The sequence below is a fragment of the Streptomyces sp. NBC_00510 genome (assembly GCA_036013505.1).
In the GTDB taxonomy this organism is placed as follows: domain Bacteria; phylum Actinomycetota; class Actinomycetes; order Streptomycetales; family Streptomycetaceae; genus Actinacidiphila.
In genome coordinates, this window is sequence record CP107851.1 from 2451184 (window position 1) to 2470431 (window position 19248).

Annotated in this window: 15 protein-coding genes and 2 pseudogenes; 7 read left to right on the plus strand and 10 right to left on the minus strand. The window is 67.9% G+C overall.

Annotated features, from left to right (window positions below):
• The first annotated feature begins 449 nt into the window (after window positions 1-449).
• From OG937_10850 to OG937_10865, 4 genes are all read left to right on the plus strand, one after another.
• Window positions 450-1109: a ricin-type beta-trefoil lectin domain protein gene (locus OG937_10850; protein WUD78703.1), complete on the plus strand. Its 660-nt coding sequence runs from the start codon at window positions 450-452 to the stop codon at window positions 1107-1109.
• A gap of 301 nt (window positions 1110-1410) precedes the next feature.
• Entirely contained in the window at window positions 1411-1668 is a 258-nt protein-coding gene (locus OG937_10855; GenBank protein ID WUD72149.1) for a DUF3311 domain-containing protein, read from the plus strand.
• Window positions 1665-3296 (plus strand): sodium:solute symporter, encoded by a 1632-nt coding sequence (locus OG937_10860; GenBank protein ID WUD72150.1) that lies wholly within the window; start codon window positions 1665-1667, stop codon window positions 3294-3296. Before OG937_10855 ends, OG937_10860 begins: the two co-directional genes overlap by 4 nt.
• Window positions 3297-3424: 128 nt before the next feature.
• A complete protein-coding gene (locus tag OG937_10865) occupies window positions 3425-3742 on the plus strand; it encodes a hypothetical protein (protein WUD72151.1) in 318 nt (105 codons plus the stop codon).
• Between the two features lie 239 nt (window positions 3743-3981).
• Here the strand turns inward: OG937_10865 and OG937_10870 are convergent, their stop codons facing one another.
• From OG937_10870 to OG937_10910, 9 genes and pseudogenes are all read right to left on the minus strand, one after another.
• On the minus strand, window positions 3982-4794 hold the full coding sequence (locus OG937_10870; protein ID WUD72152.1) for a hypothetical protein: 813 nt from the start codon (window positions 4792-4794) through the stop codon (window positions 3982-3984).
• A gap of 19 nt (window positions 4795-4813) precedes the next feature.
• The gene (locus OG937_10875) at window positions 4814-5959 is read right to left on the minus strand and encodes a hypothetical protein (GenBank protein ID WUD72153.1); all 1146 of its coding nucleotides are present in this window, start codon (window positions 5957-5959) and stop codon (window positions 4814-4816) included.
• Entirely contained in the window at window positions 5956-6300 is a 345-nt protein-coding gene (locus tag OG937_10880; GenBank protein WUD72154.1) for a hypothetical protein, read from the minus strand. Before OG937_10880 ends, OG937_10875 begins: the two co-directional genes overlap by 4 nt.
• A 777-nt stretch (window positions 6301-7077) precedes the next feature.
• Window positions 7078-7653, minus strand: coding sequence for an NADPH-dependent FMN reductase (gene ssuE / locus OG937_10885; GenBank protein ID WUD72155.1), 576 nt, complete (start codon window positions 7651-7653; stop codon window positions 7078-7080).
• Between the two features lie 58 nt (window positions 7654-7711).
• Window positions 7712-7827, minus strand: a pseudogene (locus OG937_10890) (alpha/beta hydrolase).
• Window positions 7828-8141: 314 nt separating this feature from the next.
• Complete coding sequence (locus OG937_10895; GenBank protein WUD72156.1) at window positions 8142-9296, minus strand: acyl-CoA dehydrogenase family protein; 1155 nt, start codon at window positions 9294-9296, stop codon at window positions 8142-8144.
• 119 nt (window positions 9297-9415) lie between these two features.
• Window positions 9416-10252, minus strand: coding sequence for an N-acetyltransferase (locus OG937_10900; GenBank protein ID WUD72157.1), 837 nt, complete (start codon window positions 10250-10252; stop codon window positions 9416-9418).
• 616 nt (window positions 10253-10868) lie between these two features.
• Window positions 10869-11816 carry an RNA polymerase sigma factor gene (locus tag OG937_10905; protein ID WUD72158.1) on the minus strand — a complete coding sequence of 316 codons (948 nt, stop codon included), beginning with the start codon at window positions 11814-11816 and terminating at the stop codon, window positions 10869-10871.
• A gap of 377 nt (window positions 11817-12193) precedes the next feature.
• The gene (locus OG937_10910; GenBank protein ID WUD72159.1) at window positions 12194-13669 is read right to left on the minus strand and encodes a ketol-acid reductoisomerase; all 1476 of its coding nucleotides are present in this window, start codon (window positions 13667-13669) and stop codon (window positions 12194-12196) included.
• 717 nt (window positions 13670-14386) lie between these two features.
• Here OG937_10910 and OG937_10915 point away from each other — a divergent pair.
• The gene (locus OG937_10915) at window positions 14387-15151 is read left to right on the plus strand and encodes a GNAT family N-acetyltransferase (protein ID WUD72160.1); all 765 of its coding nucleotides are present in this window, start codon (window positions 14387-14389) and stop codon (window positions 15149-15151) included.
• Between the two features lie 125 nt (window positions 15152-15276).
• A pseudogene (locus OG937_10920) lies at window positions 15277-15939 on the plus strand (CBS domain-containing protein).
• A 604-nt stretch (window positions 15940-16543) separates the two neighbouring features.
• Here OG937_10920 and OG937_10925 read toward each other — a convergent pair.
• Complete coding sequence (locus OG937_10925) at window positions 16544-17089, minus strand: hypothetical protein (GenBank protein WUD72161.1); 546 nt, start codon at window positions 17087-17089, stop codon at window positions 16544-16546.
• 169 nt (window positions 17090-17258) lie between these two features.
• Here OG937_10925 and OG937_10930 point away from each other — a divergent pair, with 169 nt between their 5' ends.
• Window positions 17259-18866, plus strand: coding sequence for a serine/threonine protein kinase (locus OG937_10930; GenBank protein ID WUD72162.1), 1608 nt, complete (start codon window positions 17259-17261; stop codon window positions 18864-18866).
• Window positions 18867-19248 lie beyond the last annotated feature (382 nt).

Below are 19248 nucleotides of genomic sequence, written 5' to 3' on the forward strand. Positions count from 1 at the left end.
CTCCTGACGAGCCGACGGCTGCGGACGCCGAGGCAGGGGCCGTGCACCGCCCCGGCCCCACGCCTCTGCCGCGGCGGCCGCGGGGAACCAACGCGATCGCCGACGCCGACACCGGCGGGAGTCGGAACCCCCCTGACTGGACTACGCACCGGATCGCGACAATGCGCGCCAGGCGGGCCGGCGCTCTGCCCGCCGAACCCGAGGACACGTCCGGGGACTCACCGTCCGGCTATGCGGACGGATTCGTGGCCGGGCTCGCCTTCGCCTCGTACCCCGAGACGCCCGCGACCGAGGACGATCCGGTACCCGGAGCCGAAACGCAAGGGAACGCCGACCGGGAGGGGACCCCGCTTGCCGCCGACCCTGGCCTCGGTGGCCGCCGCAGGCTTCGTCGACTGTTGTTGGCGCTCGCCTGCCTGGTGGCAGGCCTGCTGCTGGTTCCCTTTCTGATGCGGGGTTCGGACTCTGGCGCGGGCGGTTCGACGGCCGCCCCTCGCTCCGGTTCCGCGCCGGGCGTCGGTTCCTCCCCTGGCGGCGCCCTGCCTGCGAGCCCCCTCAACGTGACGCGACCGTCCCCGAGAAGGACCCCGGGGCAGTCGTCCGCGGGAGATGCTGAGAGCGTCGCCCCGCCGTCCCGACGGGATCCCGAGCAGCCCGAGGAGCCCGAGGCGGCTCCCGGAGCGGAGAACGACGAGGTCCCCGCCTCCGCGGAGCCCTCTTACACGGCGGTTCCGGGGGTGGTGATCCGCAGTCACGCGTCCCAACGGTGCATCGACGCGGGCTCCGTGGAGGGCGCGACGTTGACGCTCCGGGACTGCACGGCCGGTGCAGGGCAGTCATGGCTGATCGTGGCGGAGGACAGGAGCATCCGGATCGCGGACAGGTGCATGGACGTCGCGGGCGGATCCACGGCCGACGGTGCGGCCGTCCGACTGGTTGCCTGCGACGGCGCCGCGTCGCAGAGGTTCCGGCTCAACCCCGCCCGCGACCTGGTCAACCTCCAGGCCCACAAGTGCGTGGAGACCACGGACGCGCAGGGAGGCGACGGCACGACGCTGCGGCTGTGGACCTGTACGGGTGCGGACAACCAGAAGTGGAGTGCCGGCTGACCCTTCGGCACACGCGTCGCGTGGCTGGAGCGATGGCACGGAAGATCAACGGAATTGTCGCCCTCGTTCAATGGCGTCGAGGGGGAAATCACTACGGTGAAAGCTGGCACACCATGTGCCGCTCCCACGTGTCCGGCCATCGTTGGGCCGTCGCTCCCCGGCATCCTTCACGGCGTCGAAGCCGCCGTCCGTTTTCCGGGAGACGCGTGACATCCCGCACCCGGGCCGCATCGGATGACGGCCGGGTGTTTCCGTCCCCCCGCGCGGCATTTCTGACGTGCTGAAAGATCGAGGAAAAACAATGTCCGAACCATCCGGAACTCCGGTCCGGCCACCGGTGGTCACCACCCCCCGCGTGATCGCCGGTGTCTGCCTCGTCATCCCCTTTGTCGCGATGCTCTGGGTCGGCTCGTACGCGAAGCTGACGCCGGAGTTCATCGGCATCCCGTTCTTCTACTGGTACCAGATGCTGTGGGTGTTCCTGTCCTCCGGGCTGACGTACGCCGCGTACGTGCTGGTCCGTCGTGAGGAGCGGGCACGGAAGGAGGGATCGAAGTGAAGGACGGAGTCAACGGCGTCGCTCTCGCCGTCTTCATATTCTTCTTCGTGGCCGTGACGGTCCTGGGCTTCCTGGCCGCACGCTGGCGCAGGGCGGAGAACGCGCTGCACCTGGACGAGTGGGGCCTGGGCGGCCGCAGCTTCGGCGGCTGGATCACCTGGTTCCTGCTCGGCGGCGATGTCTACACGGCCTACACCTTCGTGGCGGTCCCGGCGGCGGTCTACGCGGCGGGCGCGGCCGGCTTCTTCGCCGTGCCGTACACGATCCTGGTCTACCCCCTGATCTTCACCTTCCTGCCGCGCCTGTGGTCGGTCTCGCACAAGCACGGCTACGTCACCACCTCCGACTTCGTGCGCGGACGCTTCGGCTCCAAGGGCCTGTCGCTCGCCGTGGCCGTCACCGGCATCCTCGCCACGATGCCCTACATCGCGCTGCAACTGGTCGGCATCCAGGCCGTCCTGGACGTGATGGGCGTGGGCGGCGGCCAGTCGTCCAACTGGTTCGTCAAGGACCTGCCGCTGCTGATCGCCTTCGGTGTGCTGGCCGCGTACACCTACTCCTCCGGTCTGCGGGCGCCGGCCCTGATTGCGTTCGTCAAGGACACGCTGATCTACATCGTCATCGCGGTGGCGATCATCTACATCCCGATCAAACTCGGCGGCTTCGACCACATCTTCGCCAAGGCCGGCGACGCCTACTCCCAGGTCAGCCCCGCCACCGGCAAGCCGCGCGGATCCCTGGCGCCGGGCGACACCGCTCAGTGGGCGTACGGGACGCTGGCGCTGGGTTCGGCGCTCGCGCTGTTCATGTACCCGCACTCGGTGACGGCGGTGCTCTCCGGCCGCAGTCGTGACGTCATCCGCCGCAACACCACCGTCCTGCCGCTCTACACCTTGATGCTGGGTCTCCTGGCGATGCTCGGCTTCATGGCGCTGGCCAGCGGTGTCGGGGCGGGGATCACGGGCTACAACGGGCAGCTGGCGATCCCGCAGCTGTTCGAGAACATGTTCCCGTCCTGGTTCGCGGGCGTGGCCTTCGCCGCGATCGGCATCGGCGCCCTGGTGCCGGCGGCGATCATGTCGATCGCCGCGGCGAACCTGTTCACCCGTAACATCTACAAGGACTTCCTCAAGCCGGACGCCACCCCCGCGCAGGAGACCCAGGTCTCCAAGGTGGTCTCGCTGCTGGTCAAGGTCGGCGCGCTGGTCTTCGTCCTCACCATGGACAAGACGACGGCGATCAATTTCCAGCTGCTGGGCGGCATCTGGATCCTGCAGACCTTCCCCGCCCTGGTCGGCGGCCTGTTCACCCGCTGGTTCCACCGCTGGGCGCTGCTGGCCGGCTGGGCGGTCGGCATGGTCTACGGCACCTGGGTCGCCTACGGCGTCGCGAGCCCCGCCCAGAAGCACTTCGGCGGGTCCTCCGACACGATCCCGGTTATCGGCCAGATCGGCTACATCGGCCTGACCGCCTTCGTGCTCAACGTCGTGGTCACCGTCGTCCTCACCTTCGTCCTTCGGGCCGTCAAGGCACCCGAAGGCCTGGACGAGACGGCGCAGCAGGACTACACCGCCGACGCCGGCGACCCCGGCGTGCAGCGGGACCTGCCGGTCACCGCCGTCCACTGACGGCCTCCTCCGGACGAGCAGCGGAAACGCTCACCTCGTGAGGCCAACTCCGCGCATCGATCGTCGCAGCACATAGGCGTCGAATCATGCCGTCCGCAGTTCGAAGAAGCGCTCGTCCGGAGGTCCCTGTGCCCGAGATCAAAATTGACTACGACGTCCTCAACGATGCCAAGCAGCGTCTGGAGGTCCTGGCGGGCGAGATCGACCCGCTCATCAACAAGGGCACCTTCGGCCGGCTCAGCGCAGGCTACGGTGAGGCGGAGTCGATCCTCGGCCACGCGGGCGCGGCCAGTGCTACGTCGCTCTTCCACAGCAACGCCGGCAGCACGATGAAGCGCGCTGGAAAGGGCATGAAGGAGCTCGCCTCGGCCTTCGGCTCCGTCGGCGTGGCGTTCCGGGAGTTCGACTCCGAGCTGGGCGCCTCAGGCCAGCCCGGCCATCCGTGACGCCTACGAGCAGTTCACCGGCAGTCTCACCCAGGCCATCCACGGCCTGGAGAACTTCGGCGAGGCGTTCACCTCGATCGCCAAGGGCGCTGAGGACTTCGACACCCAGGTCGCGAGCAACTTCAAGAAGTAGCGGCCGCACGCGAAGGGCCGGGCGGGGCATCGTTCCCCGCCCGGCCCTTCGTCGTCGCCGGGGCGCGTTCCGCGGCCGGCACCCGGTGCCGGCCGCGGAACGGGCGTCACTCCGTGCGGAGCGAGGTCAGCATCATCATGGCCGTGGGGAAGGGGCGCTTGCCCGGGGCCGCGGGCGGCGAGGGCAGCCGGACCCGCTCGCCGTCCAGGTGCGGGGCGATGCGGGGCGGGCGGTTGTAGTCGATGCCGAAGCCGTCCGCGGACCGGCTGACGGCGGCGTCGGCCTCGACCGGCGCGCTCATCCGCAGCAGGACGGAGCCCACGGTCAGGTCCTCGCCGGGCGACCACGGCACGGGCTGTCCCGGGGCGGCGGTCCGCTCGGTGGTGACCCGCTGCGGGCGGGTGCGGCGCAGCGCGGTGACGGCGCCGTCCGGCGGGGGCGCGGCGACCCGGCCGCGCACCTCGTCGCCGGGCGCGGTACGGGTACGGTGCCAGTGTGCGGAGCCGTCGGCGCCGACCGTCACCCACAGCCCGCCCTCGGGGACGCCATGGCCTTCGAGGCGGATCGCGCACAGCGGTCCGGAGCCGATCTCGTGGCTGCCGAAGGCGAGCAGCCAAGTGCGTCCGGCCTGCGGTCCGGAGACCACGTGGACCTCGGCGAGCACGGGCCCGGCGTCGGCGCGTACCCGGTCGGGGTCCGTTCCGGCTGTGCCGAGGCCCAGGACGCCGCCTTCGCGCAGTCCCGTCGAGGCGACGGGCGCGTCCGGGTCGAGCCGGCGGCCGTCGAGGTAGAGGTTACGGGTGCGCGTCCCGTCCACGGCCTCGGCGAGGTCCGCGACGGTGGTGCGCGGTGGCAGCCCTACGAGGTGGTCGCGGCGCGCACCGTCCGCGCCGTCGACGGTGGTGATGGTGAGGTTCACGGTCTTCCCAGTTCGGGCGTCACGAGGACGAGGAGCGTGTGATGGTGGCGGACACGCCCGCCGGTCCGAATGCGGTCGGTTCGGCGAGGTCGTCCTCGTCGCCGGTTTCGCGGGCGGCGGGGGCCGCCCCGGGCTCGGGGCGGGGAACGGTCGCGGAGACCCCCATGGGGGTGGACGGGTACCCGGACTCGACGAGGTCGTCGTCGGCCGACGGGCCGTGGAGCGCCCTCGGCGGGTGAGGGCCGGCACCCTCGTCGTCCTCGGGCACCGGCGGCAGGGCGTGCACCAGCCGGGACACGGCACGGGCCAGAGGCAGCGCGTCGACCGTGAGGGTGGGCGAGTCGCCGTGCAGGCGCAGGTGGCCGTCCCGGTCCGCTTCCAGGATCAGGGTGCTGTGGCGGGCCACGCCGAGGGTGAGCAGGCGCACGCCGGCCGGCCGGTTGCGCTCCGGCGCCCCGGCGCTCACGCCGTAGCGGGTGCCGGGCCGTTCGAAGACGTCGTCGGGACCCTGGTGCTCGGGGTGCACCCCGGCGCCGACCACGACGCGGCCCGCGGGCAGGCGGGCGTCGAGTTGGGCGGCGAGGGCCTGGAGCACCGCGCGGGCGGTGCTCGGTTCACCGGTGACGGAGACCTCCGGGGGAACGGCCGTCAGGTCGAACAGCAACACATTGGTGCCGGACCGGCCGAGGCAGACGAGGACGGGGGCCTCGCTGCGTCCGGTCTCCGGTGCGGTACCGAGGTCTGTGCGGCCGATCCACCATAAGCGCGGTTCGGCGGCGTCGCGGACCCACGGTTCGGGTAGCGCGCCCTCCCCGGCGCGGGCGTAGGGGACGTAGACTCCGACGGCGTCGGTGCCGAGGAGCGTCGCGTACGGCCGGACGCCGGGATGTTCGGCGGCGGCGCGGCGCAGCGCGGTCGCGGCGTCCGTCCAACCGGAGGCGTCGCGGAGTAGGCGGGCGAGCACCCGCAGGCCGCGGCGGTGCCGCAGCTCCGTGCAGACGGGCGTGGCGAAGGCGTCGGCGGTCGTCGTCAGTTCGCGTACGACGCAGCGGCGCAGCGCGCCCCAGCCGCCCTTGCGGCGGACGATCCAGTGCGCCAGCACGACGACGAGGATCAACAGGCCGATGAGTCCGATGAGCCGGGTCCAGCCGGGGGGAACGTTCACGCGGCCACTCCGTCCACGCCGCGGCGGGCGAGTTCTGCCCTCAGGGCCCGAACGCCATGGTGGGTACGGGACTTGACGGTGCTCCGCGGCACGCCGATGCCGGTGACGGCGTGGGCTCCGCTCAGGTCCGTGACCTGGACGCGGACGACGCCCTCGCGGTGGGCCGACGGGAGGGCGCTCAACGTGGCGAGCAGCACGGAACGGTCCTCGACGAGGCCGGCGTGGTCCTCGGAGTGCTCGAGCGCTGTGCCCGCGAAGTCCGCGGCGGTGATACCGACGGGAACGGCTCGGTCGCGGCGCTGATCGATCACGAGGTTGCGATCGACCTGGAACAGGCACATGGACCGCCCGTTCCCGCCCGTCCAGCCGCCCGGCGCGACTGCCCAACCATCAGTTCCGCGGATATCCACAGCGTGTCCTTTGTGCGGGTCCCCCAGCAGTGCGCCGAGAGGATGTGTATCTCAACGGCGTGGACGGGTTCGAAAATAGTTACATGGTCGTCCACGGGCCGACTGATGCTTATGTACAGCGTTTCCCGCAGCGCCCGTCCTCGAATATGACGACAGTGCCATGTCCGCGCCACGATGGGCTTGATCCGCCGGCTCCGCCGGTATCGTGCCGGGCGTGAATGTCCGCCCCGCCCTCACGGCAGTCGGACTCGCTCAAGCGTATGACGTAAAGATTATGATACTGAACGAGATCCTCTGGTCACAGTGTCGGCGCATATTCGATCATTCGCTGACACACCTGGTGAAATTCAAAACTACTGTTTGATCTGCCCGAAACCGATGGGCGGACACGCGCCGTAAGCTTCCGCCGCGCAGATTCCCCAGCAGACAGGAGACCACGTGCCTCCCCATCCCGGCCCACGGGACCCATAGGTTCTCGACGAGGCCCAGCCCCGTTTCGCGAACACCTTCGCCCGACGCCCCTCCCTGCCGCACCGGCGTCTACTGCCGGACCGGCGGGCGTGGAGCGTGCTGGCGACCACGTCGGCCGTCATCGGCTGCGCGGTCCGTCTCGGTCCCGTTACCACGGGGTCATCTCCAAGGCGCGTTTTGCAGATCGGCTACCCGGCTACTGGTGACCGCCTTCACCGGTCACTCACACGACCCGAGTCACACCACTGGCTGTGCAGACCCGCTGACGAAGGCGCGCGTCGTAGCCCGACCGCTCAGCGCCGCGGAGAACTGGTCCGTGACGTTTCCCAGTGCCTCGGCGGATGTGGGTGCGAGGACCGGTACGCCCTCCTCGCTGGCGATGTCGCGGTCGAGCGTGAACCAGCCGGGCACGATGTGGGAGGCACCCATGGAGCTGAGAACCGGGCGCAAGGCGTAATCGATGGCCAGGACGTGGGCGATGCTGCCACCCGTGGCGAGAGGGAGCACGGTTTTGCCGCTCAGGGCGTACTGGGGCAGTAGGTCAAGCAGCGACTTCAGCAGGCCCGAATAGGCGGCCTTGTACACGGGCGTCCCGATGACGATCCCGTCCGCTCGCGTGAACTGCTCCGCGACGGTTACGATGGCGGGGTGGCGGGAGTCCGCGCCGAGCAGCGCCTCCGCGGGCAGCGTGCGCACTTCCAGCGGGGTTACTTCATGTCCCTGCCGCCGCAGGCGATCGTCCAGATGACGCAGGAGACGGTTGGTGCGGGAGGTCGGGGAGGGGCTTCCGGAGACGGACAGGACGGCGGCCATGCGAGAACCTTCCATTTTGCGGTCGGGGTGGAGTGGTTTCGTGGAGAGTGTCGGCCCGTCACCAGGCGCTGAATTGCACCGTGGTCAGCGGCAGCAGGTCGTCGCAAGGGTCTCCAGGAAAGACACGACCTCGGCCGCCACCGTCCGGTGCTGGAGGTCGTTGAGGACGTCGTGGCGGTCTTCCTTGGTGCGGAAGGCCAGGCCGATGCCGGCGAGGGTGCCGACCTCAGACCAAGGCTCGCTGATGTTGGCGATGGTCTACAGGCCCTCGACGATGGGAGATTGGTGGAACCGGTCATCGGCTGGGCCACCCGTCGCGAAGTCAGTGCCCACACCGATGACATTCGCGGCACCGGCACCGCCCAGGGCGTCCCCGGGCCAGGCTGGTCCACGCGGGCAGGCCAAGGCCGGGCGGCACCTCCGTTCCGGCGCGCCCGGCTGTGGCCTTGATGCCTGCGGTCAATTCGTTCCAGGCCGTACAGCTAGTGTCAGAACAGCTGTCGCCCGGGGGCGAAGCCGAACCGTACACGGCCTACCGCCTCGAAGAGGTCCGCGGAGTGGTTGGCGTGTTGAAGCGCGACCATGCCGTCCCGGAAGAGCCGCTCGACGGGATTGCCTCGGTAGAGGGAAGAAGAACTGCCGAGCTCGTACATGTCCAGCAAGACCTTCCTGCTGACCTGTGCAGCGTGACTCATCGCGGCACGAAGGGACGCGCGCTGCCCGAGGGTGACAGGCTCAGAGCTCTCACGATCGGTGTACATCGCTGCAGCTGCCGAGTGCAGCAAGAGCCGCGCTGCCTGAAGAGCGGCCTCCGACTGGGCGATCACCGCCTGGACGCGTGCGGATTCGGCAAGTGTCCGACCGCTGGGCGTCTTCTTGGACACAGCCAGGGCGACCGTCTCCTCGATGGCTGCCTGCGCCATGCCCAAGACGACGGCGGTACACCCGGGAAGGACGAGCGCGGGGATGAACCCCTGGTACAGGGGACGGTTGATGCGAGCCGGCTCGTCCAAGCCGGCGGCCAGTTCGTCCGGGACGAAAGCGTCGTGAACGGCAACGTCATTACTGCCCGAACCGAGCATGCCGCTGACGTTCCAGGTGTCCTTCATCTCCCACTGCCCTCGGCGGAGTGCAAAGAGTCGGACGTCCGGCGTTCCTCGATCCGTCATACGCTGGTTGCCGTCCTCGACGACCGCGCCGACCACGGCGAGCCAGGTGGCCTGACCGATACCACTGACGATCTTCCATGTGCCGGACACGCGATAGCCACCGTCGGTGGGTACTGCGACTCCGGGTGATCCCGAGTTGGCGAAGATGGGCTCATCTCCACTTGCCCAGATTTGGTCGCTGCCCGCCTGGTCGAGCAGTGCACCGAGGAATCCCCAGTTGGCATTCCATACCGTCCAGGCTACCGACGCATCCAGGCGACCGAGCGTCTCGTACACCTTGAGCACCGTCTCCAAGGTGGCTTCGAACCCGCCGTACTCGCGCGGGGTGAGCATGCGGAGTGCTCCGTGATCGCGCAACTCGTGAAGCAGCTTCTCGGGCAGGGCCCGGCTTGCCTCCATGTGGCGGGCAGCTGCGCTGATGGAGGGTGCCAGTCGTGCGGGCAGTTCCAACAGGCTGTACTCGTTCGTACTCATCTCTTCTCCTGGTGTTGCCATGTGCAGCGTGGTTGGCGTCGGGCACAGCGTTCTGTGGCCCGCAAGCCGATGCCGAGGTTCGAGCGGTTCGGCGTGACCGCCTAATCCCCGGAGCAGGGTCACTTGCGCCACAGCCAGGTGATTCGGTCGTACATCGGCTCAAATCCTGCTCGCCGCATGTTGTGAAGCGAGGAGTTGTGTTCGCCAGGACCTTCCGCTCCGGTCTCGGCCACCAGCCACCGACAGCCTGCGGCGAGAGCTGCCTGCGCGCGGATGGCGAGTAGCGCGGACTGAGCTCCGCGGCCCCGGCTCTCCGGGAGTGTGGCTCCGCCGAACATATCGGCACAATCTCCGTTGACGAACAGGCTTCCGACGGCGATGATCCGCTCGCCTTCCCACACGGCATATTGCTGCCAATCGGGATTGCCCACACACGACGCGGCCACGTCGATCAGGCCGGTCCCGCTCATACCGAACGCCGCGATCATGACGGTGGCCCACTCATGGGCATGGCGAGGCTCCACTTTGGCAACGCGTAGACGCGGGTCGAGTCCCGCGATGCCGTCGTGGGCGGACTGTGTGCTCTTCGTCTCGCAGCCAAGCTTGACGATCCGACCTCCGGGAGTCAGCTCCAGTTCGCCGACGATCGTTTCCCAGTCCGCCGGCAGTAGCTGCGGCGCGATCACGAACCTGCCCTGAGACACGCCTTGACTGCGGTAGAAGTCACGGACCTGCGCCAGGACGTTCACGTCGACCGGCGCGTCCGTACCGAAGCCACCGGCCCGATTGAAGAATCCACTCGGATCCTCGCGCATCGCCATCGCTTGCACGGACCCGACGCTGAACGAACCGACGCCCAGTGCCTCCCGTACCGACGCAGGCGCCCCCGTGACGAAGTCCACGTACGCCTTGATCTCGGTCTGCTCGGCCTCGCGGACCGGCACGGTGCTGCTCATGCCTGTTTCTCTTCTCATAGTTGTCTGTACAGCCAGTACGGTGAATGCGAACTCCGACGCTCTCTGTCGCGCCGGCCCACGACTGCTTCCGCGCAGCTTGCCCAGCTGTGCGTCAAGCGTTTTCGGGGCGCGCCCCTGGTTCGAGGCGCCCCTGTGAAGACGGCCCTTGGAAGTGGCCCGTGTGGGGTTCTTCGGTGCGATCCGCTGACAGTGCCTGACGCACACTGCTCACAGGGCAGTCCGCCGCAATGCACGCAGCTCCCGGACGTCGGAGGTTCGGGAGCTGTCGTTGTTCGCAGTCACACCCGCATGATGCGGTGGGGGGCGGAAAAGTTTGCTCCAGGAGCGAAGATCTTTTCAGGGAGCGCGTGGGCGGTGCAGACGCAGCTCGGGCTGCCCCTGGTTCGGGACGCCCCTGTGAAGACGGCCCTTGGAAATGGCCCGTGTGGGGTTCTTCGGTGCGATCCGCTGACAGTGCCTGACGCACACTGCTCACAGGGCAGTCCGCCGCAATGCACGCAGCTCCCGGACGTCGGAGGTTCGGGAGCTGTCGTTGTTCGCAGTCACACCTGCATGATGCGGTGGGGGTAAGTTCACTCCGGGAGCGAAGATCTTTTCAGAGTGCGCGTGTGTGGTACAAGCGCAGCTTCGTCACGCGTCCCCCAGCCAGGGACATCACCCATACGATCCCGGGCGGACAGTGGAAAGGATCCTCCGGGGGGTTGATCAGAGCGGCTTCGTAGATGGCTACTTGCCTGCTGGCCACCACGTTCCGGAGGTGCTGCTGCACGCCGATGGCCTCGTTGTTGTCCCAAGCGACCTGCAGGTAGTCGATGCCCGTCCGTTTGCTGGTTGGCCATATCACGTCCGCTTCCGATGACCAGTGGTCGGACAGCACGCAGGCGAGCTTGCCTTGTCGCGCGGACGCCAACGTGTCTTCCGCCAACTTGTGGTGCGCCGCTGTCAGAGAAGTGGCATCGTGGTGGACTTGGTCGGCAGAGCCGAGCAGCCCATCGAGCAGCTTGGAGCGCGCTTTGTGGAGCCGACTGCGAACCGTACTGACCGGCGTGCCACACACCGCCGCGATGTCGTCATAGGCACGCACGTCGGTGAAGTAGCGCAGCATGGTCACAAGCCGCAGGTTCGGGGGGAGGTCCTCCAAGGCACTCCAAACCCAGTCCCTCATTGCATGCTCTTCGAGTATCTCCGCCGGATCGGAGGGATCGCACAACCGTTCTCGGGTGACGGCCTTCACAGGTTCGGCCATGGGTGTGGCCGACATTTTCCGCAGCTGAGCGCGACAGGTGTTGCGGACCACCATTCGCAGCCATGGGCCGATGGCGTTGGGGTCTCTGACGTCGCCAATGCGGCGCAGGGCGATGATCGCCGCCTCCTGCACGGCATCTTCGGCGTCCTGGCTATGGCCAAGCACGGCCAGAGCGACGGCACGCATACATGCCTGATGCCTGGCGAGAAGCAGGCCAAGGGAGCCGGCGTCGCCTGCTTGGGCGGCGCGTACCAGCTCGGAGTCCTGGGGCGCTCCACCCACCAATTGATCAGTCATTCGCAGAGTATACCGGAGAGCTTTACGCGGACCTTCTGGACAATTAAGCGGACGATCACCTGGGTATGGTATGCGATGTGTGGGTGATCCGTGTTGTGTCGTGTTCGCGATGTGATCGTTATACTCACACCCCTGCCCCGTCACCGCACCCAGCTTTGAAATCCGGGCCTGTCACGGCTGATCGGTAGCCCTTTCCAGCCTTCGCCGGATCATGGCGGTGTTGCTACCCTCCGACGTTTATGGGAAACCGATTCCGAGCGGCGCCGCCCTATTTCACCTTGCCCTCGTGTGCTGCGTGCAGAACACGAGGGCACTGAGGTCTCTCGGCGACCGCACAGCCGCCCGCGACCCACGCCAAAGGCGGCAAACCGTCGACGTCAGGCGACGAAGATGTCGAGCGACGGGCGCATCTTGGCGCAAACGCTCAGGATGTCGTGTACGACGTGGCCTTCGAATGAGTCGAACGCAGTCGGGTCGACCTCCTTGCTGTCTACCGCAGGGTAGGCCGTCTGAGTCAGCAGGTAGTCGAATCGAGGCGCCCACTTCCGTGCTCCCAGGCGGGCCGTGGTCGAGCAGTTGTCGACCATGTACGCAATGCCCCGTGCGTGCATGTAGGGGTTGAGGGAATCGACGGCCTCGATAACCGACTCGTTGGCGATCTCGGAGTACGGGTGGTCCTGCTCCATGAGGAAGTCGACCTGGGCCATCATGACGCCGCAGAAAACGCCGGCGGTGAAGGGGTTCAGGGGTCCATCATGGTCGCCTCGTTCGGCCCGTACCTGCTGACCTACCCGCCACATGTCGGCCCGGTCGATCCGGCCCATGGGGAACCGCGACAGGCGCTGCCCTGCGAGGATGACGCTGCGGATCTCGTTCCCCAGGCTCACCTCGTCGTAGATCTCGGCGATGAGTTCCATGCCTACCGGGTAGGCCGCGGCGTAGGCGTCCGCGAACTCGGCCTTGCCCTCGGAGTCGAGGTGCTCGTAGACACCGATGAGGCCCTTGGTGGAGATGATCGTGGAGATCGGTCCGGTGACGCTCTCCACGGAGTGGCGGTAGGCGTCGGCGCCGGTCATCCCCTGGCTGATGTAGCGGCGGTACAGGCTCTCCACGATGCCGTGCACGCCGGCGAGCAGGATCGCGCGCTCACCGGTGAGGTCGGACAGGTACTCCGACTCCAGCGTTGTGCGGAAGGTGAAGGGGGCGCCCAGTGCGACCGACCAGCCCAGCGCCCGCTCAACTGCCCGGCCGCTGACGTCCTGGTGCACAGCAAAACTGGCGTTGATCCCAGCCCCGTTGACGGTCGCGCCCTGCACGTACAGCGCGCGCACCGAGGGGCCCATGCCCTTGGGACACACCGCGATGACGTCCACGCCGGGAGGGAACTCCTCTCCGACGGCGGAGAGATGGCCCAGCAGGAAACCGTGCGAGAGCCCGAGGGTGGCACCTGGACGCAGCGCTTGGAACACCCCGCGGAAGAGCTCGGCCTGGGCGGCGTCGGAGATCAGCAACAACACCATATCCGATGCGGCGATGACCTCGAACATTTCGCCAAGAGTGCCGTCTTCCTCGGTGAACCCTGCTTCGCGAGCCGCAGCCGCGGAGGACGAACCGGTTCGTAGACCAACCACGACCTTCACCGCGCCGTCGAGGGAGTCACGCAGGTTCTGCGCCTGGGCCGGGCCCTGAGAACCCCAGCCGATGACGGCTATCTGGTTGACCCCTTCGAAAGCGGCGGGCAGCCGTCCGAACAGGTGCCGACCACCTCGGACGATCGTTTCCTGCTGACCACCAAGGGTGATGTGCTCGGTGTCAAAGACAGCGCTGGTGAAATCGAGTTCCGCCGATGGCATGGCTCTGTTCCTCTGTGCGGTGGTGTGAAAGCGGGAATGCACCTCTGCCCGAGCGTTGGCTGGCTGCCGGAGGGCTCGATGCTCTTGATCACCGGGCGGTCAATGGACCGCCGGGACCTGTGTTTCGACCACTGTAAGAAGCCGTCGCCGGAAGCACGTAGAACACGAGCGCCACAACCGGTGCCGAGACAAGGGCCCAGCATGGCACGCGCCCGCCACCCCGAACGGTTCTTGGACCCGGACCGCCACTCCATACCCCAGTACGACACCGCGCGTCGGCCCCACCCAGGCTGGGCGCAACCCGAATACCCATCAGGAGACCCATCACAAAACGCCGCGGCCGGAGCGGATGGCCTTCTCACGGCACCGGGAACTGCGTACCAAACCACATACCCCATCGAGACACAGGAATCCGACCTGGTGCGCGCCGCGTCGCGACGACGGCTCTCTGCCAGCGCGTTCACCCGTAGGCCGGCCTCGCCATATCCGGGCCTGCTGGCGCCCACGTTCTATCCGCACCCAGGCACCACGTGATGGGTTTGAGCAGGTTCCGCGCCGAGACTCGTACGGCAGCTCCCACGGGGACCGCCGTCCCTCTTCCTCGTGCTCCGACGGACGCATTCGTCCTGCCGCAAGGCGGCTCTCCCGCACGAGTCCTGGCCGGCAGGCGCGGCGCTCCGACCGACGCTCAACTCCCTGAAAGTGGACATGACACCGATGAACGACCCTCTCCGGCCGGTCGTGTATGCCTACACGACCGTCTTCGAGGTGCTGTCGGCCGTTGCAACCGCCTGCAACAGACGACACCCCGATGGCACTGTCCTGGCCGTCTCGGGTGCGCCGGTAGCCTCGCTCAACTCGGTCATCAGCCCCAACCTCGAACCGAGCCCGGAGACCATCGAGGAGATGGCCGCCGGCGCCGGGCTGGCGGACCTTCCCTGGAGCATCAAGGTGCGCGGCATACCGGGACCGCGCGTCACGGAGATGGCGGCTCGGCACGGCCTGACCTCCAGCACCGCGCAACCGCTCATGATCAGGCGGCCTGACGCCGGAGCACCGTTGCCGACGATGAACGACTCCCTGCGGATGCTTCGCGTACGCGACGACGAGCTCGACCTCTACGTGACCGCGCTCGCGGAAGGCTTCGGCGTACCGCGCGAGGCGTTCGCCATGTTCGCTGCCCCAGAGCTGTCGAAGGTGGAGGGGATCACCCACTACCTGGCATGGGTCGACGGCGTTCCGGTGGGGACGGGAATGGCCGCGGTCTCGGGCGATCTACTGGGTGTCTTCAACATCGCCGTACTGCCGGGCCACCGGCGACGAGGCTACGGGCAGGCCATCACGACCGAGATCGTCCGCGCGGGGCACGAGGTCGGCGCCGCCACCGCGTACCTGTACTCAAGCATGATGGGTGAGCACGTCTACTCGTCGGCGGGCTTCCGTGTTGCGGAGATGCTCACTACCTTCACCGCACCTACGTAGGAGGCACCCGGCCGGGGGCCACCCCGGACCGCCGGAACATGTCAGGGAGACCTTCATTGGGGAGCCTGCCTCAGGCCGACCTCACTCTGGTAGTCCGCACCGACTTCTCCGACCAGGCGGCCTGGCAGAACATCGCGCTCGCCGTACCCGAGCGTGCCGCGCTGCTGCTCGGCCCGCCGCTGGTGAACGTCACCCGCGCGCTGCGCCCGGTGGTCTTCGGCATCAACGCCTTCGCCAACACCCTGCTGCGGCTGCTGCGCGTCGAGCCGAAGAACGAGGTCGCGGCCGTCTTCACCGACGACGGACTCGCCCGCCTGGTCCAGGACTCCAGCGCCGCCGGCCTGCTCGACGTCACCGGCGGCGAGCGCCTGCGCGACGCCCTGGAACTCGGCAGCCGTCCGGTGGGCGAGATCCTCGTACCGGCCGGCCGCATGGTCACCGTCGGCGAGCGGGTCACGCCAGACGAGCTGGAGCGGACCACCGCCGCGTCCGGCTACTCCCGCCTGCCGGTCACCGGCGCCGACGGCGGCGTCCTGGGCTACCTCCACATCAAGGACACCCTCGGCGCCGCCGAGCGCGACCGTCCCTACCCCCGGAGCGCCTTCCACCCCCTCATCCGGCTCCGCCCCACCACCCCGCTGGACGACACGCTCACCGCCCTGCGGGCCGCGGGCACCCACCTCGCCGCGGTCACCGGGAGCGACGGCACGCTCCTCGGCTACGTCACGATGGAGGACGTCCTCGAGGAACTCCTCGGCCCGGCCACGATGGCCGAAAAGGCGGCCTGACCGCGTAGCCAATCCACCGAGCTTGCCCGCTTGCAACCGCAGACCAGCAGCTATGTGGGGGACAGCCCTTGGTGCAGCGTCAGAAGTGCCGCCGGGCCGGCATCGACGACAGAATTCGGCATACCGTCTGTGCGGTACGACTACAGCACGCGTCCTGCCGGCCGATCCACGCCCCGTTCCGGCGCGGGACCGGCTGCAGGTGGCGCAGAAGTACTATTTACGGGCCAGTCGGGCTGGCTAGTGTCTAATGACGTGTTGTTGAATTTCGGCGCTTGTCGAACTCTCGATGGCGGCGCAAAGAAGGCGGATGACGCGTATCCGGAGGCTGCACCCTTCAGAACGCCGGACAACTCTCGCGCGTGACACAAGATGAATGCAGGAAGAGCACGATCCGCGGCACTTCTCGCGGTGAGTGCCGGCGGCAGGGGCATATGACGACGGAAAGCTTTGCTGGCGAGGCTCCCCGCCCTGGAGCCTCGGATCCTCCGTGCCACCCTGCTGACGCTGACCACCGGCTGGTCCGGCGGCCACGGTCCTGCCCTCCGGAGGCAAGGAGCCGCGGGTGTTCGTCGACCCCATAGCCGACACCGTCGCGTCGACAGTTTCAGCCTCGCGGACCGGACTCGCCCCATCCGGCAGATTCAGGCTGGTCATGGATCCGGATGCCTCGCCCCACGAGGAGCGTTGCAAAGCCACCTCTTGCATGGCTGAAGCCTTGGGTCGCGGAGGATTCAGTGACGTACGGGTTCTTGACATGCCCGAAGCTCTCCAGCCTGCTCAGGGTCACCTCGCAGGTCCGCCACCGGCTCTCACCGTCCTGCTGTATGCGCAGTACGAATCGGCGCTGGACGAGCAGACGCGAGAGGCACCGCCCCTCCCGCAAGCTGAGTGGGATCGCAGGTGGCACGGTCAATGCACCGCAAAGTGCAAGGCGCCCGTGCCCACGCATCTGCTGGCGCTGCGCAAGGCGCACGGAGTTGTGCCACTGGACGTCGTCCTCCGGAACGATCTCGAGGCCGGCCACTTCGGCAGGGCGGAACCCGACGTGCTCACCGCCCTCCTCAAGAAGCTGGGGTTGCTCTTGGCCTGCGACGGATCCCTTCAGCTCGAGACCCTGCGGGCTGACGCTGGAGGGGTCGGCCTGGCTCAACCCGAGCGAATCCTGGGCGAGGACGGCAGCGTGCCGTATGAGGTGGTAGGCCCTGTTGTCGCCGGCGAGGTCGTAAAGCGGCTCTGGGCGCGACCGCTCCTGAGGCCGGCCGGAGGTGCAGGTTGTCGCCGTTTCATGATCCCCGCCGACCGGCGAAATTTTTCCACGGATGACCAAGGAGTATCGCGCAATGTCCGACCTCGGACGCCTGGTGGCTGGGCGGTATCGGCTCGTCGAGCTACTGGGCCGCGGCGGCATGGGTACCGTCTGGCGGGCCGATGACGAAATGCTCGGACGCCTGGTGGCTGTGAAGCGACTGCACCCGCCCCATCTGCAATCCGAAGATGAGGATGTGGAAATGCTTTTCGAGCGAACGCGGCGAGAAGCTCGCAGCGCTGCTCGAATCAGTCATCCCAATGTGGTGGTGGTGCACGATGTGGTGGAGGACGAAGGTCTGCCATCCATCGTGTTGGAGTACGTTCCGGCGATCACATTGGGTGATCTGCTGAAGGAGCGCGGGTCATTGACGCCGGTGGAGGCGGCGCGAATCGGCCGGGAAATGATCGCGGCATTGCGGGCGGCCCATGCGGCTGGGGTGCTGCACCGGGATGTAAAACCGGGAAATGTGCTGTTGTCGGATACCGGCCGCGTGGTGCTGACGGATTTCGGTATCGCACAAGCGTCGGGCATGTCGAATCTGACGCGTACCGGTGAGCTGATCGGGTCGATCGACTTTCTGGCACCAGAGCGATTGACGGGGGGTGCGCCCGGTCCTGCGGCAGACCTCTGGTCACTGGGGGTGACGTTGTTCCAGGCGGTAGAGGGGCGCTCGCCGTTCCGGCGGAACACGGCCATCGAGACGGCGTACGCAATCGCCACCGATGAGATACCTGTAGCGGGCCGTGCGGGCCCTTTGGGATCTGTGATCGCAGGGCTGCTGGTACGGGAACCGGAAAGACGGCTGTCGGCGGATGAGACAGAGCGGATGCTGCACGCCCCCACCCTCAAGGCCGAGAGCGGGGCGGAGACGGTGATCGGGTCGCGGGGCGCCCTGACGTCGCAGGTCACCGGACCGTTGCCTGCATCGCTGCCTAGGTGGCGCGTGGTCCGTCGCCCCGTGAACCGTCGTGGTGCCCCGCTGTGGATCACCATCAGCGTAGTGGTGGCGGCCCTCGCCGGGGGTGGGCTGTACGTCGCCCTGCACTTCCGCGGCGTGCCTCAAGGCGGCGCCGGCTCACTCGCGGCCACACCCGCTCCCGGGTCTCCCGGCAATCGGCCCGTCACTCCAGCTACCGCTTCTTCTTCCGACTCGTACAGCCCGCCTCCACTCCCTGCGCGCTACCACCTGGCCGAGGAGCCTGATCTCGGCTTGGCCATTCCCGTGCCCAACGGGTGGAAGCGTAAGGTGATGAGCAATGACGGCCGGCAGCTTGTCTACGTCGATCCGTCGGGACTGGTCGGGCTGCGCGTCGCCTCGCTCGACTTCGCGGGCCCCGATCCGCTCCTGCATCTCAAGGACGTCGAGACGCAGATGACCCCGGACACGGATGCCTACAAGCGCTTGCGCATGCAAAACACCCAATGGCGAGGGCGGCCGGCAGCAATATGGGAGTTCACCTTCCAAGGTAAGACCCAGGAATTCCACGCGATCGATATCGGCTTCGGGCAACCCGGAGAGCGCGAGATCACCGTCTATCTGTCCGCGCCGTCCGACCAGTGGGCCGACGACCAGGCGATCTTCGACACTGCAGTGGCTGGACTCCGCCTCGACGAGTAGTGCTGGCGTGGCCGGCAACCTCCGCAGCGGGGTACGCATGCCGCTGGCCGGCCACGTCTGCCCGATATTTCGGGTGGAGGCGGATCCTCTGGTCCGAGGGGTGCGGGGGTCTCCGAGGTCAATGCCGAGGGCGACGGCGGACTGGACGAGTTATCTGCGGTGGCCGCCCCCGGACCTTGCGCATCCACGGATGCCGGGCGCCCGCCGACCTCATGTCCGGTCAGTGACCTGGTCATTTGCAGGGAGTAGCGCCAGTTCCGCGACGACCGCCCGATGGTCCGTACCCGGCACGGTGCGTTCGCCGGCGGATACGCCCACCAGGCCCGAGCCGTGCAGCACGTGGTCCAGTTGGATCAAGGGCGGGACAAGAGCACGGCCGACG